The 26,333-nt window shown below is 46.2% G+C and carries 20 protein-coding genes; 4 read left to right on the top strand and 16 right to left on the bottom strand.

Annotation, left to right across the window (positions count from 1 at the left end; translation table 11 throughout):
- Positions 1-20: 20 nt before the first annotated feature.
- From CLOSA_RS00535 to CLOSA_RS00500, 8 genes are all read right to left on the bottom strand, one after another.
- Positions 21-2,123 carry a type 2 periplasmic-binding domain-containing protein gene (locus CLOSA_RS00535; protein WP_013270841.1) on the bottom strand — a complete coding sequence of 701 codons (2,103 nt, stop codon included), beginning with the start codon at positions 2,121-2,123 and terminating at the stop codon, positions 21-23.
- 36 nt (positions 2,124-2,159) lie between these two features.
- Positions 2,160-3,023 carry a carbohydrate ABC transporter permease gene (locus tag CLOSA_RS00530; RefSeq protein ID WP_013270840.1) on the bottom strand — a complete coding sequence of 288 codons (864 nt, stop codon included), beginning with the start codon at positions 3,021-3,023 and terminating at the stop codon, positions 2,160-2,162.
- An 18-nt stretch (positions 3,024-3,041) separates the two neighbouring features.
- Entirely contained in the window at positions 3,042-4,007 is a 966-nt protein-coding gene (locus CLOSA_RS00525) for an ABC transporter permease (protein WP_013270839.1), read from the bottom strand.
- Entirely contained in the window at positions 3,988-4,566 is a 579-nt protein-coding gene (locus CLOSA_RS00520; RefSeq protein ID WP_013270838.1) for a hypothetical protein, read from the bottom strand. Before CLOSA_RS00520 ends, CLOSA_RS00525 begins: the two co-directional genes overlap by 20 nt.
- A 327-nt stretch (positions 4,567-4,893) precedes the next feature.
- Complete coding sequence (locus CLOSA_RS00515) at positions 4,894-5,649, bottom strand: IclR family transcriptional regulator (RefSeq protein ID WP_013270837.1); 756 nt, start codon at positions 5,647-5,649, stop codon at positions 4,894-4,896.
- A 214-nt stretch (positions 5,650-5,863) separates the two neighbouring features.
- Positions 5,864-6,676: a MurR/RpiR family transcriptional regulator gene (locus CLOSA_RS00510; RefSeq protein WP_013270835.1), complete on the bottom strand. Its 813-nt coding sequence runs from the start codon at positions 6,674-6,676 to the stop codon at positions 5,864-5,866.
- Between the two features lie 171 nt (positions 6,677-6,847).
- Positions 6,848-7,495 (bottom strand): N-acetylmannosamine-6-phosphate 2-epimerase, encoded by a 648-nt coding sequence (locus CLOSA_RS00505; protein WP_013270834.1) that lies wholly within the window; start codon positions 7,493-7,495, stop codon positions 6,848-6,850.
- Between the two features lie 15 nt (positions 7,496-7,510).
- Entirely contained in the window at positions 7,511-9,004 is a 1,494-nt protein-coding gene (locus CLOSA_RS00500) for a PTS transporter subunit EIIC (RefSeq protein ID WP_013270833.1), read from the bottom strand.
- Positions 9,005-9,360: 356 nt separating this feature from the next.
- On the opposite strand from CLOSA_RS00500, the gene CLOSA_RS00495 reads away from it, so the two are divergent.
- Positions 9,361-11,328 carry a methyl-accepting chemotaxis protein gene (locus CLOSA_RS00495; protein ID WP_013270832.1) on the top strand — a complete coding sequence of 656 codons (1,968 nt, stop codon included), beginning with the start codon at positions 9,361-9,363 and terminating at the stop codon, positions 11,326-11,328.
- 318 nt (positions 11,329-11,646) lie between these two features.
- Positions 11,647-13,326 (top strand): methyl-accepting chemotaxis protein, encoded by a 1,680-nt coding sequence (locus tag CLOSA_RS00490; RefSeq protein WP_013270831.1) that lies wholly within the window; start codon positions 11,647-11,649, stop codon positions 13,324-13,326.
- 83 nt (positions 13,327-13,409) lie between these two features.
- On the opposite strand, the gene CLOSA_RS00485 is transcribed toward CLOSA_RS00490, so the two are convergent.
- The 4 genes from CLOSA_RS00485 to CLOSA_RS00465 all read right to left on the bottom strand — a co-directional run bounded on the left by CLOSA_RS00485 (position 13,410) and on the right by CLOSA_RS00465 (position 20,119).
- A complete protein-coding gene (locus CLOSA_RS00485; protein ID WP_013270830.1) occupies positions 13,410-13,937 on the bottom strand; it encodes a shikimate kinase in 528 nt (175 codons plus the stop codon).
- Positions 13,934-14,572: a flavin reductase family protein gene (locus CLOSA_RS00480; RefSeq protein ID WP_013270829.1), complete on the bottom strand. Its 639-nt coding sequence runs from the start codon at positions 14,570-14,572 to the stop codon at positions 13,934-13,936. The genes CLOSA_RS00485 and CLOSA_RS00480 overlap by 4 nt, the downstream gene beginning before the upstream one ends.
- Positions 14,573-14,587: 15 nt before the next feature.
- Entirely contained in the window at positions 14,588-16,258 is a 1,671-nt protein-coding gene (locus tag CLOSA_RS00475) for a putative manganese-dependent inorganic diphosphatase (RefSeq protein ID WP_013270828.1), read from the bottom strand.
- A gap of 585 nt (positions 16,259-16,843) precedes the next feature.
- Positions 16,844-20,119, bottom strand: coding sequence for a DUF5107 domain-containing protein (locus CLOSA_RS00465; RefSeq protein WP_013270826.1), 3,276 nt, complete (start codon positions 20,117-20,119; stop codon positions 16,844-16,846).
- Positions 20,120-20,281: 162 nt separating this feature from the next.
- On the opposite strand from CLOSA_RS00465, the gene CLOSA_RS00460 reads away from it, so the two are divergent.
- Positions 20,282-21,130 (top strand): AraC family transcriptional regulator, encoded by an 849-nt coding sequence (locus CLOSA_RS00460; protein ID WP_013270825.1) that lies wholly within the window; start codon positions 20,282-20,284, stop codon positions 21,128-21,130.
- Between the two features lie 53 nt (positions 21,131-21,183).
- On the opposite strand, the gene CLOSA_RS00455 is transcribed toward CLOSA_RS00460, so the two are convergent.
- The 4 genes from CLOSA_RS00455 to CLOSA_RS22505 all read right to left on the bottom strand — a co-directional run bounded on the left by CLOSA_RS00455 (position 21,184) and on the right by CLOSA_RS22505 (position 25,071).
- Positions 21,184-22,260 carry an arabinose ABC transporter substrate-binding protein gene (locus CLOSA_RS00455; RefSeq protein ID WP_013270824.1) on the bottom strand — a complete coding sequence of 359 codons (1,077 nt, stop codon included), beginning with the start codon at positions 22,258-22,260 and terminating at the stop codon, positions 21,184-21,186.
- A gap of 68 nt (positions 22,261-22,328) precedes the next feature.
- Positions 22,329-23,315: an ABC transporter permease gene (locus CLOSA_RS00450; protein WP_013270823.1), complete on the bottom strand. Its 987-nt coding sequence runs from the start codon at positions 23,313-23,315 to the stop codon at positions 22,329-22,331.
- Entirely contained in the window at positions 23,315-24,820 is a 1,506-nt protein-coding gene (locus CLOSA_RS00445) for a sugar ABC transporter ATP-binding protein (RefSeq protein WP_013270822.1), read from the bottom strand. Before CLOSA_RS00445 ends, CLOSA_RS00450 begins: the two co-directional genes overlap by 1 nt.
- Before the next feature lie 107 nt (positions 24,821-24,927).
- Entirely contained in the window at positions 24,928-25,071 is a 144-nt protein-coding gene (locus CLOSA_RS22505) for a hypothetical protein (protein WP_013270821.1), read from the bottom strand.
- Between the two features lie 112 nt (positions 25,072-25,183).
- Here CLOSA_RS22505 and CLOSA_RS00440 point away from each other — a divergent pair, with 112 nt between their 5' ends.
- Positions 25,184-26,281 carry an aldose epimerase family protein gene (locus CLOSA_RS00440; RefSeq protein WP_013270820.1) on the top strand — a complete coding sequence of 366 codons (1,098 nt, stop codon included), beginning with the start codon at positions 25,184-25,186 and terminating at the stop codon, positions 26,279-26,281.
- Positions 26,282-26,333 lie beyond the last annotated feature (52 nt).

The following is a 26,333-nucleotide window of genomic DNA, read 5'->3' as shown; positions in this document are numbered from 1 at the left end:
AGCCTCCTCCCCCGGTTTAACTACTGTTTCCCCAATGTCATAACATCATAAGCGGCCTGATAAGTTTCTTCATATATATCAAGTCCCCGTTTCTTAAATTCTGCCGCATACTCTTCATAGCTTTTTGCCACTACCGCCCCCTGAGGCGCATTGCCTTTTGCCTGATAGCGGATGATATTAAACATGAATTCTACAATATCTTCGGTATCAAGGGATGTGGTATCTGAAATCATTTCCTTCTGTCTGGAAGTCAGGGAGAAGAACGGCGGAACCATTTTATAATAATTGGGATTATCCCCGCTTATTCCTTTTCCCGCATAAGTTGCAAAGTTGGTTGTGGAATTTTGAAGCAGGGCCCAGCCTTCAAACCCCCGCTCCGAAGTATACTGATACTCAAAACCGATTTCTTTCTGATATCCAATAGGAATCAGACAGCCCATCCAGTCTCTTAAGAACGTTGACAAATCTCCTTTTGCCACTTTGCCTGAGGTTTCATATACCCAGCTGGTGAATAAGGGATATTTTAATCCATCCGGTCCTGTATAATCTTTTCCTTCCTCCAGATTCATAGGTAAGCCGTAATTCTGCAATCTGCTTCCTTCCTTTGTAAAAAGGTAGTCCATAACTGCACATGCCCTGTGGATCTGATCTTCCGTAGACCCGGCTACAGAAATAGCCCAGCCATCGGGCTTAATGGCTCTCCCGTTATCCAGATAATACTGCCATGCACCATTCACCTTGGCAACCGGAGGCAGGATCACAACCGTATCAGGATTTAAGGAGTCAGAAGTAGATGAAGCAATCCAATCGTAAGTCATAAAACCAAAGGAAGGGGCTTCTCCGTCGTCAGTTCCCCATAAGGTGGAACGGTAATTGGTCTTTTCCGTCAGATCATAAGCGTCGGAATAGATCAGTCCTTCTGCTTCCATCATGGATAAATACTGTAAGACGCGGTATACGCCTTCTTCTGAATAGGAATACTGGATATGCCCGTTCTCGTCTATATACCACCTTGCGGTATAGGAGTCTGCTCCATGGACCTTCACACCGTCAAAATAGGTAGATAACCGAAGCAAATCCTCACGGTAGTTGGACTGTCTCACAAAAAGAGGCCATACAACATCAGCTTTCCCCTTGGTCAGCAGGGCTGGGTTGGCTTTTATGCAGCGCATCAGCGCAATCATCTCATCCATGTCATAGGCTGCCTTTTCCCCAAGGAATAATTCCGACGGACTGCTGTAATCGTAGTTGTCTTTGATATACTGAATCAACGCCCTGGTTAAGGTTTCCCCATTTTTTACTTCCAGTGCATTCTGAATTTCAATAATATCCTGGTCCGTTTTCTTTACAATATCGATTCCTTCTTTGGGAGTAACTGTTCCACCGTTTTCCCCTGTTCTGCGGTTGTTATCCACATAAAAGCCTTGATAATGCACATCAAAGGGATTCTTATCATAGACTGCGTCTTTCGCATCTAACAGCCCGGTCACCCAGGATTCCCGGATAACAAAGGTTCTTGCGATCTGATTCAGTTCTGCAATATAAGGCACATGATAAATGTTTCCGTCGTAAGCGGTAATTGCAGTTTTAACGTCAGGATTCTTTGATAAATATTCCTTGAAATTAGGCATATAGCCGGTTTTCATCATTTCGGTCAGATTCACGAATTTTCCTTCGGTTCCATAAAACATAAGCCGTTCTGCAATTGATTCTCCTCCAAAGATATTGGCTCCGGAAAAGTTAGATGTAGATTCTGTCTGAATCATATCGCTGGCCTTCACATCCTGTACCGTTACATCGGAAAACTTGCTGTTTAATTCCTTTTCCATATAAGACCACATTGGTTTCAGCATACCGGCGGTTACAACCGAACCATCCGGCAGGGTCAATGGAGACTCCTGATTATAAGTCATGGTTCTTGACTTATTTCCATTGGCAACGTTAAACTTCAGCTCCACCGTTTCAGTTAAATCGGTTTTATCACCTGCTGCCTCACTGGTTTCCTGCTGCGTTTCCGCTGCTGCCCTGGTTGAGGCCTGATCCACAACGGATGTACCGCATCCGGTCAATGCCGATGCAAGTATTGCGGCGCACAGGATACCCCCTGCTACTTTGTTCCTCATAAAATCCTCCTTCTGCCTTTATGGCGAATAAAACATTTATCCTTTTACTCCCCCCATATTCACACCTTTTGCAAAGTACTTCTGAATATACGGGTAAATAACTAACACCGGGATGATCGAACATATAATAATGGCATAAGCCAGACTGTCTGCGGAATATGCAAGATTAACCGGAGACTCATCATATAGTTTCTGATAATTTTCAATCAACTGCCGCAGATATACCTGAAGCGGCTGCTCGTAGGGGTTTGCCAGCAGCATCCTTGACCAGTAATAACCATTCCATCTTGAAATGGCATAAAACAAGGTTACTGTCGCAATGCTGGCAGTGGACATTGGTATGTAAACTTTTCCAAGCATCTGAAACTCATTGGCTCCATCCATGATTGCAGCTTCTTCAATTTCTTTTGGAATGCTGCTGAAATAATTTCTGAGAAGAATAATGTTATATGCTTGGACACCGAAGGCTATAATCATTCCCCACCGGTTATCCACGTGCATGGTCTTATAATTTAAATACAGAGGAATCATCCCGGCACTGAACCACATGGTAAATACCAGCAGAAAGTTCCATTGCCGTCTGAACATCAGCTTTGTTTTCTGCAATGCATAAGCACCGGTAATGGAAATTGCCATACTCCAGGCAGTACCAAGCACGGTATAGAACAAGGTATTGGTATACGCAATCCAAAATCCTTTGTTGTGCAGCACCATATCATAGGCCTGAAATGTCACTTCCTTTGGAAGGAGTACAATCTGGCCGCTTTCATACGCTACCTTTCCGCTGATTGAAACGCTGAAAGCGTACAAAACCGGATACAGGGCAAGCAATGCAAAGATGATAATCATCGTATAGGAAAACACCTTAAATATCTTTTCACTTCTGTTTAAGCGCTCCATTGTTTCCGCCTTTCTAATCTACCACAGGGATGTTTCTGATATATTTCTGCTGATCGTATTGGCACCGATCACCAGTGCAAACGCAATCAGGGAATTAAACAGGCTGACTGCAGCTCCGATTCCGTAATTGCCTGACAGAATACCGATTCTTTGTTCAAAAGTGGAGAGCACATCTGCTGTCACATAAATATTGGCATTGTATAAAAGCAAAACTCTTTCATAGCCAATGGTCAGCATACTTCCTATCCTCATGATGATCATAATGATCAGAGTCGGAGCCATACCCGGAAATGTGATAAAGCGGATTTCCTGGAATTTGTTGCCCCCATCCACTTTTAAAGCCTCATACAGTGTAGGGGAAATCCCCATAATTGCTGCAAAATAAACAATGGAATTATATCCGCTTTCTTTCCAGATCCCTACCATAATATAAAGGGGCCTGAAATAATTGGATTTCTGCATGATGGATACTCCCGGCTCAATAAGCCCTATTTGCTGGAGCAGAGAGGCGATAATTCCGGTTGAGCGGACACCGCTGTAAACCAGCATAAGGGCAATTCCAGTAATTGTAACCTCAGAAAGGAAATGAGGCAGATAGGTTGCTGTCTGCGTCAGCTTTCTCACCGTATCATTTCCTATTTCAGCAAATAATAAGGCCAGTATAATCGGTACAGGGAATCCAAAGATCAGGCTGTAAGCACTGATTATAAACGTATTTCTGAATGCCTGCCAAAACTCAACCTTATTGACTCCGGAAACAAGGTTGATAAAATTGTCAATTCCTTTAAATTCACTTCCCCAGACCCCAAATTGAGGATCAAACCGTTTAAACGCAATGAGAAGCCCTCCCATTGGCTTATAAGCCCACATCGCAAACCAGATCACCAGGGGAAGCAGAAGTACGTATAAACGCCAGTCCTTCCTCAAAGCTTTCCATATCTTTTTTGTCTGGGGCTCCCGCATTTTAATCTCTTCCGTTTCCATTCCCTTCTCCTTCCATTTCAGTAAAATAATATCTCATATCGCAAATCAGCCCTTTCCGCATTTGCAGCACACAGCATACAATGATATTGATCATCAAGGTAAAAAATGTTGCCCCAAAATAATCCTTAGCTCCTGTTGTTTCTCCGGTCAGTAAAAATATCATCACTCCCTTTCCAGCAGACAGACTGCAGTGAGAAAGAAGGATATAAAGCAGCAAAAACACATGCCCGTCGGCAATTTTGTCCCTGTTTCTGTCTCCATAAACCAGCATGGGAATTCCTACAAATGCATTTGACAGGACATAAAATAAAATTCCGGACCAAAGCGGCATATCAGAAAACAGGATACCGGGTATTCCTCCGATCATGGCTACTACAACACCCGTCGCTCCCCAGCGGATCATGGAAATGAGACAGAGGGCCATGGAAAAGCTGAAATAGAAACTGCTGTTCCAAAATTTCAAAGTCTCATAGCTCATAATCTCTGAAACAGCGGCAAGTATGGAAAAAAACAATAAGTCCAAATAGGGAAATAAAAAAAGCTCTTTTGTCTTGTTCATAATTACGAACTCCGTTCACAGTACTGTTTATTAAATGAGATCTCTTATGAGAGATCTTAAGGTTAAAAGTTCATATATAAGAACTAAGTTTTCAATATGAGCATATTATACATTTCATTTTAATTCTTGTCAACATAAATGTGCAATTTATATTGATAACCTGATTTTCAATCGGGCAGCATTGAAAAACATACAAATAAAAAAATGCGAGAATGCTCTTTGTACTGTAAACTTCATGGTAAACAAAGGATTTGCTTCTCGCATAAGAAAATCTCCGTGCAGCGGCTGGAGTTATAATCTGAAATCATCCATAAAAAAACGATTTCATTATGGATTGGGATGATATCCTAAATTTTTTGAAATGTGCAGCGCTGCTTCTTTGAGTTCTTTCGCAACCTGCTCATCATCAAGCGTTTCATCATAAATATCGGACAAAGAAACAGCCGCTACCACTTTTCCCGTATAGTCAAAAACAGGAGCTCCGCAGCAGCTGGTGATGTCCTCCAATTCCCTTTGATCCAAAGAATACCCCCGCTCCTTCGTTCTTCTCAATTCTTCCAGCAGCTGTTCTTTGGAGGTAATGGTATAGTCTGTTAATGGCTTAAAATCAATCTTATCTAAAATTGCGCTCTGTTCTTCCTTCGATAAAAATGCAAGAATTGCTTTTCCCAGGGAAGTTGCATAGGCATCCTTTCTGGTTCCAATGGCACAGGAAGCCAATCTTGCATTCTGAGCCACGTATTTATGGACATATACGATTTTGGTTCCATTTAAAACTGCAACAAAGGCTGTCTTGTTATATTTTTCAGCTATGGGCTGCAGGTTTACGGTACATTCTTTTATCAGACTCATATCATCTACATATTTCATACCTAAGGAAAAAGTCTCTATCCCTAAACAATATTTCTTATCATTCTCCCGGAGTGTTGTAATATAGTTCAACTCCAATAATGACTGCACAATGACAAAAACGCTGCTCTTAGCCATCCCCATTTCATTGGTAATCTCCTGTAAGGTGATCCCCCTTTTCCTGTCAGCGATCAACTGCAAAATCATAAATGTACGTTCTACGGTCCGATTCATTTCATACCTCCGAAAGTTTATATATACGAATCAAATTCATAATTAGATTGATTGTATTCTTTTTTTCCCCCAGTGTCAATATGTAATGCAATGTTCTGTTCAGCCAGGCACTGGACAGAAAAAACAAAACACCGCAGAAATACTGAATTCTCAGCACTCCGCGGCATATCAAAGATTCCTCTCCTCTAAACACCGGAACCGGCTATCCGATCGGCTACTTCAAATGAGACTGCTTAATGATCGTTTCCACCGTAATATTCATCTTTTTCTTCCGGGACTCATCCTTTAAAAGCACCAGGCAAAGAAGATCGATCACATAAAGCGCCGATAATTGGCTGTTTACAAATCGTTCCTGGTCAACAAAAAGAGGATTTACTACGGGGAAGCAAAAATCAGAGCACTGGGCGATGGTGCTGTTGGTAAAGCTGGTAAGGCAGATGGCCTTTGCCCCATTCTGCTTCGCTACCCTGACCGAATTGGCAACCTCGGCGGTTTCACCGGATATGGAAATTGCAATGATCAAATCTCCGGCTCCCAAAATGGAGCTGTAAATCAGCATCAAATGGGAATCTGTCACACTTTGCACATGGAATCCCATTCGTGACAGGCGAAGCATGAATTCATCGGCAGTCAGTCCTGACGACCCGACTCCAAACACATAAATATTTCCTGCCTGAACGATCTGGTCCGCCAGATTCCCCAGGGCATTCATATCCATCATCTTATTAGAGTTTTCAATTACCGTTTTGTAAAAATCATAAACCTCCGTAACAAGGTCGTTGGAGTGGGCAATTTTATTTCCAGCTCCTGCGCTCCCAAGCTGGATTTTCAGTTCTGCAAAGGATGCGCTTCCTATCTTCTTGCAGAACCGGGTGATGGTACCATCGGAAACACCCACGGTAGCCGCCAGCACAGAGATATTCATATTCCGGATGTTATTGCCCTCCTGCAGAATATAATCTGCAATGCTTCGTTCTTTATCTGTAAATGTCTGATATTCTTTTTGAATCGATGTCAGTATATCCATATTGGTACCCCTTGCACTCTTTTTGTTAATTAAAACACTATGCCCGCCAAATACTTTTCTAAATGCTCATATTATATCATAAACAAAATAAAAACACAAAAAGGTTCCGCAGAAAGACAAAAAACGCCCTTCCCAGGCTTTTTTAACAGCCATAGGAAGGGCGGCATAAATTTATTCAGAAACCTTTGACACTGCCTGGGCAAATCTTTGGGTGATGCACTGAGGGCGTGTGATCGCAGTTCCAACCACCACTGCGTAAGCACCCAGCCGGATCGCCTGAGCGGCCTGCTCCGGTGTGTTGAAATTTCCTTCTGCAATGACAGGATGTTTACACTTTTCTATCAGGGACTGAAGCACCTGAAACTTATCCAGTCCCTGGGACTGAGGCGTATATCCCAGCAGGGTCAGGCCCACAAAGTCAAATCCCATTTCATCCGCCCGCAAGCCCTCTTCTTCCGTTGAAATATCCGCCATAAATTTCTGCCGGGGATACTTATCATGGAGCTTTAGGAGAAAATCCACATCCTGACTTATGGTAGCATCCACTGCAATCACATCCACGCCGGTCCTGACTAAGGCGTCCACCTCAGTCATTGTGGGCGTTATAAAGGGCTTGCCCTCTGCGTATACTTTTTTGATAATTCCAATAATCGGGAGATCCACATTTTTTTTGATCTCTTCGATATCTTCAACGCTGTTGGCACGAATACCGATTGCGCCGCCTTCCTTTGCCGCCACTGCCATACGTCCCATGATAAATGAACTGTGCAGGGGTTCCTCCGGAAGCGCCTGACAGGATACAATTAAACCTCTATTCATAAGTAACACATCTCCTTAATCCTCACCGATTATTTCATTTATTTTTGATTTGATTAAATCTGCTTTTGCACCGAATATCGCCTGAATGCCTCCCTTTACCTCCAGCACGGCCGCTGCTCCTTCCCGCTTGATGGCGTCTTTGTCAACCTTGCTTATATCCTTTACTGCCACACGCAGACGGGTGATACAGGCATCGCAATCCTCAATATTCTCCTTGCCTCCAAGGGCTGCAAGCACACGAACCGCAGTTTCCGCTATGGTGCCCTTTGTTTCTACATTGATCTCATCATCCTCCCCCTCTTCACGGCCTGGAGTCGGGATATTAAACTTCGTAATCAGGAAACGGAACAGCACATAGTAAAGGGCCGCCCAGAATACTCCTACCACCACCACATAAATCCAGTGGGTCTTTGCATTGCCCTGCAAAACTCCAAACAGGGTAAAGTCAATAATACCGCCGGAAAATGTATTACCGATACGCACGCTGAGAAGGTCAGCGATGGCAAAGGACAGACCATCCAAAAATGCATGAACCACATACAGCCACGGAGCTACAAACAGGAACATAAACTCAATCGGTTCGGTAATACCAGTTAAAAAGGATGTCAGTGCTGCTGAAAAGAATAAACCAAATACCATCTTACGCCGTTTGACCGGTACGCTGTGGTACATGGCAAGACATGCTGCCGGCAAACCAAAGATCATGGTATCAAAACGTCCGGCAAAAAACCTGGTCCCCTCCGTATACATTCCTGTAAAATCAGGATCCGCCAGCTGGGCGAAGAAAATCTTCTGGGCGCCTGCAATCTGCTGGCCGCCTACAGTGGCAACTCCGCCTAGTTCAGTATACCAGAACATAGGATAGATCATATGATGCAGTCCAACCGCCCCGCAAAGTCTCATTAAGAATCCATACAAGAAGGTTCCAAATACTCCCATGCCAGCAATGGTCTGCCCGCTGGAGATCAGTAATTTCTGAAATGGCGGCCAGATCAGAAAGAATACCGTGCCAACAAAAATCGCTGCAAAAGAGGATATAATCGGAATGAAACGGGAACCTCCGAAAAACCCTAAAAATGCGGGAAGCTGAATGTTGCGGTACCTGTTATGGAAATAGGTAACCATACAGCCAATTACAATGGACCCAACCACTCCGGTGTCTATGGCACTGCCATCAGGATTAAAGACAGAAAGCAATGCACCGATGGACGCATTCATGACTAAAAATGCAACCGCTGCAGCCAGTCCTGCCGTGCCCTTGTCTTTTTTCGCAAGGCCTACTGCAAGACCGATACACATAATAAGTGCCAGATTTCCAAATACTACCTCTCCTGCCTTGCTCATAACGGTAAATAAGGCCTGAAGTGCGAAAATGTTCAGAAACGGATAGGCAGCCACTGTGTTTGGATTAGACAGCGCTCCGCCGATTCCCAGCAGAAGACCTGCCGCCGGAAGAATGGCGATCGGAAGCATAAATGCCTTACCCAATTTTTGCAGTTGTTTAAACATAAAAAATACCCCCTTTTCTACGTGCATATTGCACAATTAACATTGAAACTTTTTATACCATTTAGGTATTTTCATTATATTATATAAAATCATTTTAGTCAATACTGTTTTAATAATAATTATTTTAATACTTGACCCATTATCATTCTGCTGTCTCCTCATAAAATTGTGCCCTCGATCAGGTTATTGATTTGCTTCCTGAAACCTTTCATATTCATTTACTTATTGATCCCTTCCATATCCATCAGAAAAGGAATTAGACATTTTTTCCAATATAAAGTATACTCAAATCATAGTAATTCCGCTGACAGCTCCTGTTATTTCCGGCTTAAGCGAAATACGAAGGAGGAATGATAATGAAGAGTATAAAAACGAAAATATTGCTTAGTATGGCTATGACGGTTTTTCTATCCCTGTGTGCGGTTGGAGGCACAAGTATTTATTTAAACTATTCCAGTATGATCGGGACCATGAACCAGACCATGACGGAGCTGGCCCGCACCGCCTCACAGAGAGTTTCCAAAGAACTGGATATTTATACGAATATTGCCTATGAAGTGGGCAGCATCAGCCGCCTTTCCAGCTCAGAAACCAGTGTGGAAGACAAAAAAAACATCATAGACCAGAGAGCCAGGACACACGGTTTCCAGCGCGGTAACATACTGGGAACGGACGGAGTCAGTATATTTGACGGAAAAGACTATTCTGACCGGGATTATTTCCAGAAATCCATGAAGGGAGAGACCGTGATTTCCGATCCTCTGATCAGCAAGGTCACCGGACAGCTTACCATCATAATATCTGCCCCATTGTGGGACAAGGGCATTCCGGATTCAAAAGTAGTGGGCGTCGTATATTTTGTCCCCACGGAGACCTTTTTAAATGATATTGTTGCCAATATAAATATAAGCAAGGGAAGCAGCTCCTACATATTGAACAGAAACGGAGCAGTCATTGCCGATGTGGATATGGAGAAGGTAACCAATGGAATAAATATCCAGGACACTGCAAAGACAGATCCCGGGCTGGCAGCCCTTGCCGCGCTTGAAAAAGGAATGACGGAAGGAAAAAGCGGCTTTGGCCGTTACAACAGGGGCAGTGTAAGAGAATTTCTGGCTTATGCCCCCATTGAAGGAACCGACGGCTGGAGCTTCGGGCTGAAAGCACCAATGTCTGATTTTATGGGAGCTACCATGACCGGAATCGTTATTTCGTCTGTACTGCTTATTGCAGCACTGCTTGTGGCCGGAGTTATATCTGTTGTTCTGGCAGGAAAAATCGGAAATCCCGTGACTGCCTGTGCCGAACGCTTAAAAAGGCTGGTACAAGGAGATCTGGATTCTCCGGTTCCTGAAATTACTGCCCAGGACGAAACCGGTATCCTGGCAGGAGCTACCCGTGAGCTGGTGGATGGGTTAAAAATGATCATCGGTGATGTGGATCATATTCTCAATGAAATGGCAGACGGCAGCTTAACAGCATCATCTGCCTGCGAATCCGCCTATGTGGGTGGATTTGGAGGAATCCTTCAGTCCATGACCCAACTGCGGACAAGACTTAGTGAGACGCTTTTAAAGATCAGTCATTCCTCAGGGGAAGTGGCCTCAGGCGCAGAACAGGTTTCCGCAGGGGCGCAGGCTCTCTCCCAGGGAGCTACGGAGCAGGCCAGCTCCGTGGAAGAACTGCTGGCTACCATAAGCCTGATTTCTTCTCATGTGGATCAAACTGCAAAAAATGCAGAAGAGGCCAAACTCCAGGCAAAAGAAACCTCTTCTCATCTGGAAAGCGGGAAAGAGCAGATGGGGAGAATGACGGATGCCATGAACGAAATTAACCAGACTTCAGGGGAAATCAGTAAAATCATTAAAGCCATCGAAGATATCGCCTTTCAGACCAATATTCTGGCTCTGAATGCGGCGGTGGAAGCCGCCCGCGCCGGGGAGGCCGGAAAAGGATTTGCTGTAGTTGCGGATGAAGTACGCAATTTAGCATCAAAGAGCGCAGAGGCATCAAGGAATACCGCCATCCTCATTGAAAGTTCTGCCCATTCCGTACAGAAGGGAACCGATATCGCTGGAGAAACAGCGGATTCCCTGGACCGGATCGCAGCTTCCTCCGAAAAAATGGCCTCCCTGATCTATGGGATCGCCACAGCCTCCCAGGAACAGGCTGATTCCATTGCTCAGGTGGCTCAGGGTATCGACCAGATATCAAGTGTGGTTCAGACCAATTCCGCAACGGCAGAAGAAAGCGCCGCCACCAGCGAAGAGCTCTCCGGACAGGCCCAGATTTTAAAAGGGCTTATGGACCAGTTCCGGTTTTGATCCATCAGGAATAGGAAAAAAGGTGCCGCCTCAAAGCGGTACCTTTTTTCCCCCTTATTCTTTCCATGTCCCGCCGGTTTCCAGGTTTTCATTGCGCCGGAAGATACCTCCTGCAGGGATATTTTACGGAATGATCAACCGTATTGACTAAATTCGTAGAAATAACTATAATTATTAATAATTCCAAAATTTGGAATTTTACTAATAGAAGGAATATTGTATAATAATGTAATTAAATGTTTAATTTGGTAACTTTCCAAAAGTACATGGAAGCAAGCGTTTTACGGAAATATATTCTAAAATCAGGGAGGAAGCTATATGTTAAAAAAACGAAAGGTAGGGAACCGGCTGCTAGTTGCATTTCTCATTGTAGTATTGTTTGCAGGTCTGGCCGGAACCATTGGAATCCTGCTCATTCGTACCGTTAATGAGGAATATCATGCGGAGCTGCAGGATTATGGATTTGCCCAGGGGGATATCGGAAGCCTGGGACAGGCGTTTCAGGCACACCGGGCCACAGTCTTATACATCATCTTTTCAGAAGACGACGCGGAAACTGCCAAGCAGAAGGAAAACCTTACCAAACAGATCGATGTCATAAACGAAAAGATGCAGCTGGTTCAGGCAAGGATGAAAACAGCTTCAGAAAAGGAGCTTTACAGCCAGCTTACAGAAAAGATGAAATCCTATGAAGACATCCGCAGCCATACGATTGAGCTTGCATCAAAATCCCCCCAGGAGTCCATGGAATTTTTCCGAAGCTATGCAGCTCCCCTGGCAGCAGAAATCGCCAATACCATCAATACCATGCTGTCTGACAAGTCAACCGCCGGAGATATCAAGTCTGCGCATCTCTCCCGTCAGACCTCCGTATTCATTGCAATTATGGGTGCAATCATCTTTATTTCCATTGTTACATCCGTTATGATTGCAATCGCAATTACAAGGGGAATTACCCGTCCCATCGATGAGCTGAAAAAGGTTGCGGACCGTATGGCCCAGGGAGATTTGAAATGCCGGCTGGAATACCGCTCCAAGGATGAACTGGGTCATCTTGCTGACAGCATGAGGACCATGATGGAGCGTTTATCTTACTACATGGATTATATCTCTTCCACCACAAGCCAGATGGCACAGGGGAACTTTCACATTCCCCATGACCCGGAGGAGTTTAAGGGGGAGTTCCGTTCCGTGCAGATCTCCATACAGAATCTGACGGATTCCTTAAATGATGTTATGGCAAAAATAACCCAGTCTTCCGACCAGGTGGCATCAGGAGCCGAGCAGGTGGCAAGCAGCGCCCAGGCCTTAAGCCACGGTGCGACAGAGCAGGCCTCATCCATTGAAGAACTGGCCGCCACCATTAACGATATTTCCAATAACATAAACCAGAATGCGGAAAATGCGAAAGAAACCAACCAGCAGGTAAGCAATACTGCGGCAGAGCTGGAATTCGGAAAAACCCAGATGCAGGAGCTGACCAATGCCATGGCTGACATCAGCAGCGCATCATCAGAAATCGGAAAGGTAATCAAAACCATAGAAGACATCGCCTTCCAGACCAACATTCTTGCTCTTAACGCAGCCGTGGAGGCAGCAAGGGCAGGTGAAGCAGGAAAAGGCTTTGCCGTGGTGGCTGATGAAGTCCGGAATCTTGCCAATAAAAGCCAGGAAGCTTCCAAGAATACGGCCGCATTGATCCAGCGTGCTTTGGCTTCCATCGAATCCGGGAACCACATCGCCAAGGAGACTGCCACATCCATGGACCGCATAGTCCAGTCTTCCAAAATCGCGGCGGACTTAGCATACCAGATCTCCACAGCATCCAAGGACCAGGCCTTTGCAGTAGCCCAGGTGACTCAGGGAATCGACCAGATATCCAGTGTAATCCAGACCAATTCCGCCACATCGGAGGAAAGTGCTGCAGCCAGCCAGGAAATGGCCGGACAGGCCCAGATGCTGAAGCTTTTAATGAAGAAGTTCCAATTAAAGATTTAAAGAAAAGGTGTCCCAAAGCCGGAGTGTGGCTTTAGGGACACCTTTGCTATATCATCCTTATAAGCTTCTGTTGAAAACTGCTGCTATGTTGTCAGACCAAACTTTTCCTCCATAATGGATCTCAGCATGTCCACCGTTTTTCCAGCATCAAGTCCGTTCTCATCCATGATTATATCCGCATATTTCTCATAATAAGGGACTCTTTCCTCATATAAGTCTCTTAAGGTCATTCCATCCTTTAACACGACTCCCCGGTCTACCAGATTCCCCAGCCGTTCTTCTATGCTTTCATAGCTGAGCTTTAAATACACCACTGTACTGATCTTTTTTAAATGCTCCATAGCTTCTTTTCCATAGATCACACTTCCTCCCGGGGCAATGACGCTATGGTGGGCCTTTAACCCGGCATTGATCCTGTTTTCCACAGCCATAAAGCCTTCCTGGCCCTCCTCCGCGATAATTTCCTTTAACAGGCGTCCCTCCTGTTCCTGGATTACAATATCCACATCCACAAAGGAATATCCAAGGCGTTTTGCCAGCAGAACGCCCACCGTGCTTTTGCCGGAAGCCGGCATGCCGATCAGCGTAATGTTATCAAGCTTACTTATCATTTGTTTTTCCTCCTGCCAGACGGCCTTTTTTCTGCCTTTTTCACAGAATAGCCGAAACTTCCAAGTTTTTTCCCCAGTTCAAAGTATTCTCCATGGGAATAGGCGATAAGTCCTGCCTCATTCAGGCGGAATTTCCCCTTTTCATCCAAGTACCTGCTGTTTACAGACACTCCGGTCACCTCAGCCAGAAACAGGTCATGGCTTCCCAAATGTTTGATTTCCACTACCCTGCAGGCTAAACTCACCGGACTTTCCTCTATACCGGGGGCTTTGATATGTTCCAGGAAACACGGAGTCAGCTTCATTTCCTTAAATTTATCCACTTCCCTGCCGGATTTTACCCCACAGTAATCCGCTGCCCGTACCAGATCCTTTGTTACCAGATTTACCGCAAACTCTCCCGTTTCTTTTATGATCCCATAGGAATGACGCTCCGGGCGGATAGAAATGGACAGCATGGCAGGAGATGAACATATGGTTCCTGCCCATGCCACGGTAATAATATTGGGGGCTTCCCCCTCTCTCTGACAGCTTACCATGACCGCAGGAACCGGGTAAAGCATATTTCCCGGCTTCCAGGCAGTCCTGGAGCTTTTCAAAGAATTTTTATTTTCAATGGTTTCCTTCTTTTTCATGGATCCGGCCGCCCCCTATTCCTGGACTGCCAGCATGATGCCAGGTATCAGCTGTTTCTTTCTGGATACCACCCCGGGCAGGCTTACGATGTGGTCTTCTGCCCCAGACTCTTCCTCTTCTGCCCGGAAAGCTACTGCAATCATCTGCTTCGCTCCCTGTCCCTCGCACAGCAGCTCAGTGGATTCCGTCAGAATGTTGGTAAGCATAAAAAACATCATGTCCATGCCATGTTCTTCTCTGGCCTTTTTCATGTAAGGCAGCATCCGGCCCTTCAGCTCCTCCAGCTCCTTGGCGTTTAAGGAACTGATTTGTCCTACTCCGAAGGACACCTTTCCGACCATGAACTTCTTGAAATCCTGATAAAAGATCTCTGCATCTGTTTTTCCCTTTAAGTTGCTTCCTGCCGCAAACATGGAGGAAGCGTATTTCTCCACCTGAATGCCTGCTATATCAGAAAGGGTGAGAGCTGCCTGTTTGTCTGACTCCGTACAGGTAGGAGAACGGAATAACAGGGTATCAGAAATTATGGCACTGCACAGCAGTCCTGCAATCTTTGGCTCAATCTTCACCTTGTTTTCCTGATACATCTGGTATACGATGGTAGCCGTACAGCCTACCGGCTGATTACGGAAAAATACAGGGGCAATGGTTTCCACCGTCCCGAGTCTGTGATGGTCGATGATCTCCAGGATCTCTGCACTTGCCATGCCTTCCACAGCCTGTGTTTTTTCATTATGATCCACCAGTATCAGGCGTTTTCCCTTTGCGCCCAGTAAGTTCCGGCGGGAGATCATTCCCATGTACTTCCCGTCTTTATCAAGAATGGGAAAATCACGGTGGCGCTTGCTTGCCATTACGTCTTTTATGTCATCAATGTAATCTTCCTCTTCAAAGGATATCAACCCTTCTGTGGTCATGAAATAGCTTATGGGAATGCTCTGGTTCACCAGACGGGCGGCCGTATAAGTGTCATACGGGGTAGTCATAACGGTACAGCCCCGTTCCTGGGCCAGCTTTTTGATGGTCATGGATACCGCCGCACCCTCGCAGACAATGATGCAGGCCGCCTCCATCTCAATGGCGCACAGCTGGGATTCATAACGGTTCCCCAGGATCACAAGGTCGCCCTTGGAAATGTAATATTCCATCATATCTGGGTTTGCTGCCGCGATAAGTACCTTTCCATGATTAAAATATTCATTCTTCCCGCCGACTACCATGGCCCCTTCCAGGGTTTCCACAATATTTTCGTACTGGGTATTTGCCTTTGATAAAATGCTGCTGTCATATACATTCATATAGGATCTGGCAATATCTCCTACAGTGATCAGCCCTTCCAGCATTCCATCGTCGGTCACGGCAGGAATGGTCACTACATTCGCTTCCTGCATTAAATTCCACGCTTTTTTCAAGGACAGGTTTTTCTTTACGCCCTTTGTTTTACGTATTTCAATGTCACGGACCTGGGTTTTCACATTCTCCACTAGCTCCGGAGCCTCTATGCCAAAGTAATGAAGAACGAATTGCGTCTCTTCGTTGACATGACCCGCCCGGCCCGGCTGATAATCTTCTCCGGTGAGCACTCTTTTTAAATTTGCATAGCAAATGGCAGAACAGATGGAATCTGTGTCAGGATTTTTATGACCTATTACGATTGTCTTTCTGTTCTTATAATTTTCTCCCATATTTTCCTCCCTTTTTCATAATGTGTTTACAGGCCGTTCATATTCCGTTCACATATTTTTTTTATACTAAATACATAGAAAATATATGAGTCAAATTGATTAAATCGTCAAATTGCACATAGATTTTTCATAATTGCCCCGGTTGCCTGTCAACCGGGGTCTCCTCATTTTATGGCTCTTTCTTTGTTAAGTATTCCCATTATATCATAATATAGTAAATTGTAAATAAGAGGAAAGGCTGTTGCTGTCCCTTCAGAAACTTAAAGATCAGGATACAAAGGAAAAAGGGAAGAAAGGATGCCATAAAAACCTCCTCTCTTCCCTCTTCTTTTCCCTCTTCTTTTCCTTAAACCGGAACGCAAATACCAGGGCACGAAACGCCCAGTCCAGGCACATGGCAATCCATACACAAATGGCTCCTGCCTAAAACCCTCACCAGGAAATTGCTGTAATACAACCGAAAGCGCCTTACCCGGATTACCCGCAAGGAGAAGCAGCTCCTTATTTTCATCTATAAAGGCATCTATGTATTTTAAATACATGTTTTAAAACAGTACCTTTTAGCTATCATACCGCCTAGGGGGGTTATATCATGTTTAAATACCGGATTGCGTTTAAGTGAGTATGATCCAGCCTTATGGTCTCCAAGAAGGCCTCTCTTGCCTCCGCCATGTCTCCAAGACCCATTTTTCCCAACCCTATGAGATAGTTGCAATGGGCTTTGTTCTTCTTATCCAGGTCTTCTTCATAAATCAGAAAATCCGGAAGGGATACGGCGAAATATTCGATCTTCATATGATCAGGCATATGCTTTGCCCCATAATCCAGCAGCTTATCGAACCTGGCTCTGGCTTCCACCGGTTTCCCCAGCTTTTCCTTTGCCAGACCCTGGTAATAAATCATATCCGCCGGCTGGTCATTGTAATACATCATGCCCGACGGTTCATCGGTTCCTACGCAAGCCATTTCAAAATATGCTCTTGCTTCCTCTGCTCTTCCCAGGTTTTCCATAACCACGCCCAGATAGTAGTTGATATGATTATCCTTGGTGCCTTCCAGTTTCCCTTCTCCCAGGTTCTCCGGGTACTTTAGGGCCTTTGTCAGGTATTCTTTTGCCCTGTCCCATTCCTTTTCATCCATAGCCTGCCTGGCCAGCTCCACAAGGGATACCACATACTGGGCGGTCACCTTTCCTTCCCCGCCTTCCCAGGGATGGAATTTGTGGTTCATAATGAATTCATACGCCTCTCCGTAGCGGCCCAGAAGATTTAAAAGGGTCGCATATTCAATCATCAGGTCGTCACGCTTCATAAATACATCTCTTGCGGCCTCATATCTTTCCAGGCGTTCCGCTGCCGGCATATCCAGCTTTTTGTAAAGCTGATCCAGCTCCAGAAAGATCCTGGCATCGGCGGGATTTAAGCCATAGGCCGTTTCCATGGCCGTTTTGGCTCTTTCCCTGTCCTTTTCCTTGTTGTAATAAGCCAGTGATAAATTTCTCCATACCGTTGGGAACCGGGGATTTAACCGGGCGGACTGTTCCCAGTAAGAAAGAGCGGTACGGTACTGAAGCTTATCATAATATAAATTCCCAAGATAATAATAGGCATTAGCCCCTTCCGGGTTCTTTTCCGTTGCAAGCTTTAACACCAGAATGTCCTCCAGCTTATTGGGAAAACAGTAATCCGTGGAGCAGTCCTCTGCCTGCTTTAAGGCTTCTGTACTGTCTCTTCCCATAAGCTCCTGATAATAAGCCTTATAGTAATAGACCATGGGCCATTTCCGGGAACACTGATCCAGAGTCTGGACAGCGGCTTCATATGCGCCAAACTCCCCATAATGCCGGGCTGCCATTAAGTAGTTTTCGTGAAAGCCTCTGGCCAGCCGGCTGATCTTTGTCCTGATTTCCGCCTGACGGTCAGGTTCCAGATATGCAGACTCCAGCCGGGATACATAATCAAAGGAATCCACCTTCAGATTCTCCCCAATGAGGGCCCTGGCCTCTGCGGTCCTGCCCAGCCTGCGAAGAAGATAAGCTTTTAAGGCTCTGGCCTTTACATTATGGGTATTTCTCACCAGTCCCTTTTCCACAAGCTCCAGGGCGCTTTCGTAATTTCCCCTCATAGATTCAATACAGGACAGGTAATAAAAGCCCATCTCCTGCTGCTGGCCGGACCAGGTGGCCTTATAAAAAGCGTCAAAGGCTTTCTCCGTCTTCCCCTGATACAAAAGTGCAAGGCCCAGATTGTAGCAAGGTTCTGAATCGTAAGGATTGGGGTTTTTCCAGACTGCCCGTTTCAGTGCTTTCTTAAAATGCTCCTCAGCCTCCTCAAAACAGCCTCTGGCCAGAAGCAGGGAGCCGTAAGCGTTATTAATGCGCATATCCCCAGGATCCCTTTTTAAGCCTTCTATGTAATAGGGGTCCGGCCGGTAAGTGGCGTGGCGGTACTGCTCAATATGAAGCCCGGTCAGATACAGTTCTTCATTTGTCATGATTTTTTCCGGGTCACCGGCCGCCTTGGCGGGACTTGGCAGCTCTGGGACTTCTTTCTTTAAAGGCGTATAGGAAACCAGCTCCCTTCCGCCGGAAAGCACCTTAAGGGTCAGCCTTGTCTCATCCTCCACATAGGTATGCAGCGTCTTTTCATAGGTATGAACCGGAGAAAGGAGGGTAGTCTCATCTAGCAGCGTCTCCTTGCCGTAAGTCAGCAGTATTCTCCCATGAGGATACTCCTGAGTTCCGTATGCCAGGATATGGATCTCATTTTCCCTTGTCTCTAAGTTTATGACGGCGTGAATGGAGGCGTTTTTTACAGGGCCAACGGCTTTATAAGGCATGAAATACTGGGTAAAAGTTTTTTCCTCCATGGGCTTTAGCCAGGTGAAATCCGGCTGGTTATCGGTGTAGACTCCGGTCATCAGCTCAATGTAAGGACCGTCTTCATCGGTTAAATTCCGGTCCCAGGCCTTTCCGAAATCGCCGCAGCCCCAGGTCCACTGCTTCTTGCCCGGGGAAATGTGATGGTCCGCCACATGAAGTATACCTGCCCCTACCTGGTAATCATAGCCGCCTACAAAGTTAAACTCACTCTTTTCAGCCATGTAAGAGGTGGGGACCGGGATATTTTTATAACGGGAAATGTCTACGCCTTGGCTGTAGTCATGCTTATAATATACGCCCGTAGCAATGGGAAAACGGGATACATCCCGTTTTCCGTGGTCCATGACAGCATGGACATCCGGCGGGAAAACAGACTGGGTGTAATCATTGACCGGGACTGCCGGATTAGCCCACCATAAAAAGGTCTGGGGCAGCGGCGTTGGATTGTAAAGCTGGCCCTTTATTTCTATATAAGCCTTTCCCGGATACAGAGTGAAACTGGCCTCCCCCTTGGTTCCGTACATTTGGTCCACGTCGCAGACCCGGCAGGTTTTGGAACCATCCTCATTTTCTATCAGCATATAGTCCACAGGGGAAAAGGTGGTAGGCCGGTGGTGCTGGGGCCAGTTAAATTCGATCCCGCCGCTGATCCAGGGGCCGCAAAGCCCTACCAGGGCAGGTTTTATAACGTGATTGTAATAGACGAAATCATAATGGTTGGTTTTATCAAAGGCCCGCTGGATCCTTCCGCCCAGCTCCGGGAGTATCATTACCTTCAAATATTCATTTTCCAGCCATACTGCCTGATAGGCTTTATCTATCCTGGTATCATAGATCTTCTCAATGGTAGGATACGGATAAATCTTTCCCGAGCTACCCTGATAAACACGGCTTTCCAGAAACATCGGATTTTTATCTGCTTCCCCCACCTCATAGGTGGGTATGACCATGGATTCCTCCCAAATTTTTACTGCTTCCATTCTTAGACCTCCTTTTTAGTTCTTGCCTATACTATATAACCTTTTATTCTTATTTTCATTACATTTAGTTGCCTATTCATTTATAAAAATTGCTTTAATACAATTGACGAATTACCGTTTTTTTTCTATAATGGTTTCATAGAAAGAAAGGAGGGCCCATGTATGCTGTCTACAGAACGAGGGGTCATTTCAGGATCTGATTATTATGTATACACCCCCAGTGCCCTGGCCAAAAAAATCTTCTTATATCCTATCAATATGGGACTTTTCCGGTACGAACCCGGCTATTCCCTTCATCGGAATGCCTATGACAGTTTCCTCATCATGTTCATCCGAAGGGGAGAATGCCAGGTGGAGACAGGAGGACGAATCTATAACGCAGGCCCAGGACAAGTAGTATTATTAAACTGCTATGAGCCTCACGCCTACTGGACATCAAAGGGCTGGGAAGCGGAATGGCTTCATTTTGACGGCAAAGGCGGGGCAGGATATTATGAAGCAATCCTGGATGGCGGCCCTCCGGTCATCTCCTTAAGGGATACCTACCGTCTGGAAAAATATCTCCACAAAATTTATCTGCAGTTCCGGGAATGTATTTCCACAAAAGAGGCCTGGCTGAACAATTACATTGTTAATATCCTAACGGAGCTTTTGGTTAACAGAGACAATGAGCATTCCGAAAACGTCTCTTCCAGCATCATTGAGGATACCATTGCCTACATCAGCGAACATCTGACCGATCCCCTCACCCTGAAGGATATGGCGGACCAGGCCTCCTTAAGCCCCTTTTATTTCAGCAGGCTGTTTAAAAAGGAATCCGGATTTTCACCTCACGAATATGTGATCGCTGCCAGGGTCAACAATGCCAAGTTCCTTTTAAAGTCCTCTGACATCTCCATTAAGGACATCTGCTTCAGCACAGGCTTTACCAGTGAAAGCAGCTTTTGCACTACCTTTAAGAAAGAGACGGGAATCACTCCTTCCCAATACCGTTTTTCTATCAGAAACTGAAAAAGAGCCTCTGCATTGCAGAGGCTGCTTTTTTCATCACCGGGCAAATCGGTTTATTCCGCTGCTTTCCCCATCACTTCCTTGTAATTTTCGGGGGTAACGATCACTGCATCTACGGCTGTCTCCATTGGAACCTCTTTTCCGCTGACCACATCGTATAAAACATTGACCGAGCCTGCTCCTACAGAATCGGAAGAAAAGTAAGCGGCTGCCTTCATACAGGTTCCGTCAGCTCCCTTGTTGTTCCATTCATCCTTTGCCATATAAGCTCCCAGGCCTACTACCGTTGCATTGGCATCCAGGCCTGCGCTCTCTAAGGCGCGGACTGCACCGATGGTGCCTTCCTCATTGGCTCCTGTTACCAGCCATTTCTTGATTTCCGGATGGGCGGTAAAGACGGATGTGGCGGCTACATTTCCCTTATCCGTGGTTCCGTCATAATCCGCTTTGAAAATCTTCTCTTTCCCAAAATCAGGGCAGGCTTCCGTAAACTTGTCATATTCGCCTTCCGCCCGGGGAACACAGGAGGAAACCGTGTCCATGGTGAGAATCAGCAGTCCGCAGTCCGGATCTTGTGCCAGATTATTTTTATTGGCATAATCCGCCAGCCACTGGCCGTTGGCCTGTCCGATTACGTAAGCGTTAATGCCGACCCATGGAGCGATTTTTTCTCCCGCCTCCGTCTGAAGCGCGTCATCAGCCGCTATAATGGGGATGCCCGCTTCCTTGCATTTATCAACAACGGCCTGGGACATGGTTTGGTCCGGGATGCAGGTAACGATTCCCTTGGCCTTATTGGCAATGGCATTGTCAATGGCCTTTAAGTATTCTTCCGGGTTCATTTTCGCATCTACATAGATAAACTCGTCGCCCTTTTCCTCCACCACTTTCTGGGCCGCCGCCCCTTCGTCAATGAACCAGGTCTGATCCCCGGCCTTGTAAATTCCGTAAACAACGCCCTTCCCTCCTGCCTGCGCCTGGGTCTTTTCTTCCGCCTGGGTACCGGCTGCCGTTGTCTCTGTGGTACCTGCCTTTGTGGTTGCCGCCGGCTCTTCAGCGGAAAATCCGCTGCAGGCTGTCAACCCCATTGCCATTGCTGCTGCCAAAATAATGACTGCTGTTTTTTTCATGATTTGTAATCCTCCTGTTATAGTTTTTGCTTTATTGAAAGAAAACCTGCAGGTTTTCTATGGAACACCTATAAATTCTTCATGGATGCTGCCAATAAATCCCTCTCTCTTTTCTGCTTTCTCATATAATCCGTTGCCAGAGCGAATAAGAGAAGGCCTCCCTTTGCCACAAACTGCCAGAAGCTGGGGACATTTACCATGGTAAGACCCGTATTAAAGGACTGGATCAATATAATACCAAGAATGGTTCCTCCCATATTTCCCACTCCGCCAATAAAGGATACACCGCCTAAAATTACCGCTGTAATGGCGTCAAATTCCAGATTCACATTGGCTGCCGGCTGGCCGGAATTCATACGAGCCGCAAATATAATCCCGCCGATGGAGCAAAGGACGCCCATCATTACATAGCAGGTGGCAATGATCCTTTGGGGATTTAATCCGGCCAGTCTGGCGGCCTCCATGCTGCCGCCGATGGCATAGACGCTTCTTCCGAATTTGGTTTTGGACAGGATGATCCCGAAGATGATGATGCAGATCACCATAATCCATACGGAAAGGGGAATATTCAGTATCCTGGCCTTTCCCAGAATAAGAAAGGTTTTGTTGCTGATGGAAATTGGTTTTCCGCCGCATATGATATAGGCAAACCCCCTGATAATGGACTGGGTCACCAGAGTTGCAATAAATGCCTCCAGATGAATCCTGTTTACCATAAAGGAATTGAAAAGTCCCATGAGAACCCCGCCAGCAATGGTCAGAAGCACCGCAGCACCGAAGGGAACCCCTTTTCCCACCAGCAGAGCCGCCGCAACGCCGGAAAATGCTGCCACGGAGCCGGGGGACAAGTCATTTTGCCCTGCAATGATCAAATATGTATGACCCACAGCCACCAACCCCACCAGGGAAGCCGCCACCAAAATATTGATCAAGTTGGTAACCGAAAGAAAATTCCTGTTCAGAGAGGTGAAAAGCCCGAATACTACTACGATTGCTGCCAGCAGTACGATCTTGTCACCGTTAATTTTGATTCTGTTTTTGATGTTTTTTTCCATTATTCCTGTACCTCCCCAATCATACCCAGGCTCAGAAGCTTGCTTTCGGTCGCTTCCGCCGCCGCTATTTCTCCTGTGATTCTCAATGATTTCATCACAATGATCCGGTCTGACAGGCCGATCACCTCAGGAAGCTCGGAGGATATCAGAATGATCCCCAGTCCTTCCCTGGCAAATTTACAGATCATATGATAAAATTCAGATTTGGCGCCTACGTCAATTCCCTTGGTGGGTTCATCTAAGATCAGCACCTTTGGATTGGTGCTGATCCAGCGGGCCACAATGCATTTCTGCTGGTTTCCGCCGGAAAGCTCCACGATTTTTTTGTCAGGAGACGAAGTCTTGATCTTAAAGTCCCGGATTCCGTTCAAGGCCAGCTTCTCTTCCTTTTCCCGGCTGACAAACCCCAGCTTGCTGGAATTGACATCCAGCATGGCAATGTTCATGTTGTCGCTGACGCTTAAATTTGAAAGGATGCCTTGCATCTTCCGGTCCTCCGGCACCAGGACGATCCCGTGCTCCATGGCTTCATGAGGGGAACGGTTGTGAATTTTCTTTCCTTCCAGATAAATCTCACCGCTTTTTGCCTCATCTGCTCCGATAATGGCCCGCATAAGCTCAGTCCTTCCCGCCCCCACAAGGCCGGAAAAACCCAGCACCTCTCCCCTTCGCAGCACAAAGGAATTCTCTTTCACATAGTCTGAGGATAAGTTTTTCACCTCCAGAAGCACTTCGCCCATAACCTTGTTCCTGTCCAAGTTTCTGTAGATATCTCCCAGGTCACGGCCCACCATCATGCGGATCAGTTCCGCTTCCGGCACCTTTCCCGTCTCTACCGTAGCCACATATCGGCCGTCCTTGAAAATTACCGCCTTATCGGTAATCCGCCTAAGCTCGTCCATGCGGTGAGACACATAAATGATGATCTTTCCCTCTTCTTTCAGCTTCCCGATAACCTTAAACAGGGATTCAATTTCCGAATCCGACAGAGAGGCCGTAGGCTCGTCAAAACAGATCACTTTTAAATTTTCTCTGGAATAAGCCTTCATAATTTCCACCATCTGCTGATAGGCGATGCTTAAATCCTTCACCTTTGCTGTGGGACTGATGGGAAGGCCAAAATCCGCGATGATTTTTGTTGTCATCTCATTTGCCTTACGGGCATCGATGAACCCCAGCCTGGTCACAGGCATCCTTCCCAGATAAATGTTTTCCGCTACGGACAATTCCAGAAGAATCTGCCGCTCCTGATATATGACGGAAATCCCTTCCTCAATGGCCTCATGGGGGGACTGGAAATGCTTCTCAACCCCATCCAGAAGATATTTCCCTCCGGTAGGCTGGTAATCTCCATTAAGAACCTTTAACAAAGTGGACTTTCCTGCCCCGTTTTCCCCTAAAAACGCCAGAACCTCCCCGGAGTTCGCCTGGAAGGATACCTGGTCCAGCGCCTTTACTCCGGGAAAATATTTGGATATATTCTGAAATTCCAATACACTCCCCATGCCTTGCCTCCTTTTTATTCCAGCAATACGTTTTCATAGGTTAATTATATCATGTAATCAAAATTCATCATTACGTAGGCTTGCTCAATCATTGTAAAAAATTGCTTTCATCTTATACCAGCCCTCCTGCCAAAACAACAAAAGGGCTGGTATTCATTCAAAAACTTGCCATTCATTACCTCTTTTATCTTAAACCTGCCCCGAAACTTTCTTTCCATACCTGTTTTTTCTGTCAGGCCGTTTATTTTCATACGTCCATTGCTTCCTCTTGCTCTGTCATTTTGAAAAATTGCTCTTCTTATCTTTTCCTCTTCATCTTCTTAAGGAGAATCCTTATACTGGTTCTAAATGGAGGATATGCTTATGAAGATCAAAACCAGAGAATTATGGAATCAGGAGGGAACTGCTTATAAGGTTTATGACATGGTCACCAGCCTGGGCATGACGGTCACCGTAACGGCGCTGGGAGCAGCCATTCAAAAGGTAGCCATAAGGGATGAAACCGGCAGGGAGCTGCCCGTTACCCTGGGTTTTGAAGATATGGGTCAGTATGAAAGCTGCATCTGCTATGCAGGAACCACTCTTGGTCCCAATGCCGGAAGAATTGGGGAAGCCCTTCTTCCTGTAGGGTCCCGGATATACCGGCTTTCCAATAACGACGGAAAAAACCAGCTCCACGGAGGAGTTAATCATCTGTCCTCCCGCCTTTGGCAGGCAGAGTCTGTGGCATCCGGACTGGAATCGGCCTCCATCCTCCTGTCTGCCTTCCAGCCTGACGGCCTGGACGGGTATCCGGGCAACAGAACCTATCACACCAGATATACCCTGGAGGACACCAACTGGCTTACCATAGAATACACTGCCGCAACGGACGCTCCTACCTATATTAACATGTCCAATCACACCTACTGGAATCTTTCCGGTGATTTTTCCGTCTCCGGACTGGAACAGGAAATCCAGATTTTTGCCAACAACGTGTGCATAAATAATAAGGAGCATCTTCCGGCGGATCTCATTCCCGTGGCAGATACTGTCTTTGATTTCCGCTATGCCGGGCAGCTCCTTTCCCGGATCCGGTCCGCCAAAAGCCCGGTCTGCAAGGAGCAGCTTTCCATTGGACGGGGATATAATAACGCCTATATTCTTAATAGAAACCAGACGTTCCGGCCTCTGAGGTTTGCAAAACGGCCCGAAGAGCTAAAAAAGGCCTGTATCCTGCGGGATAAGAGGACGGGCCGGACCTTGAAAATAATGACGGATGCGCCTGCCCTTGTTTTATATTCAGGCGGGTTTTTGTCCCATGGAATGGCCTTGTCCGGCGGCGCACCCTCTTTCCCCTCCTGTGCCGTTGCACTGGAACCACAGGATATTCCCGATGTAATGCACCTGCTGCCTGAGAGTTACCGGCTCACCACTCCGGACCATCCCTTTAGCAGGACCATCCGGTACCATATTTCATAGTCCAGGTGTCCGAAACACGGTCAGAAGGAGAGATCCTGCCCTCTTGCCATAC

Source organism: [Clostridium] saccharolyticum WM1 (assembly GCF_000144625.1).
GTDB classification, from domain to species: domain Bacteria; phylum Bacillota; class Clostridia; order Lachnospirales; family Lachnospiraceae; genus Lacrimispora; species Lacrimispora saccharolytica.
The sequence above is the reverse complement of the archived record's forward strand: the minus strand, read 5'-3'. Positions and strand labels throughout refer to the sequence as shown.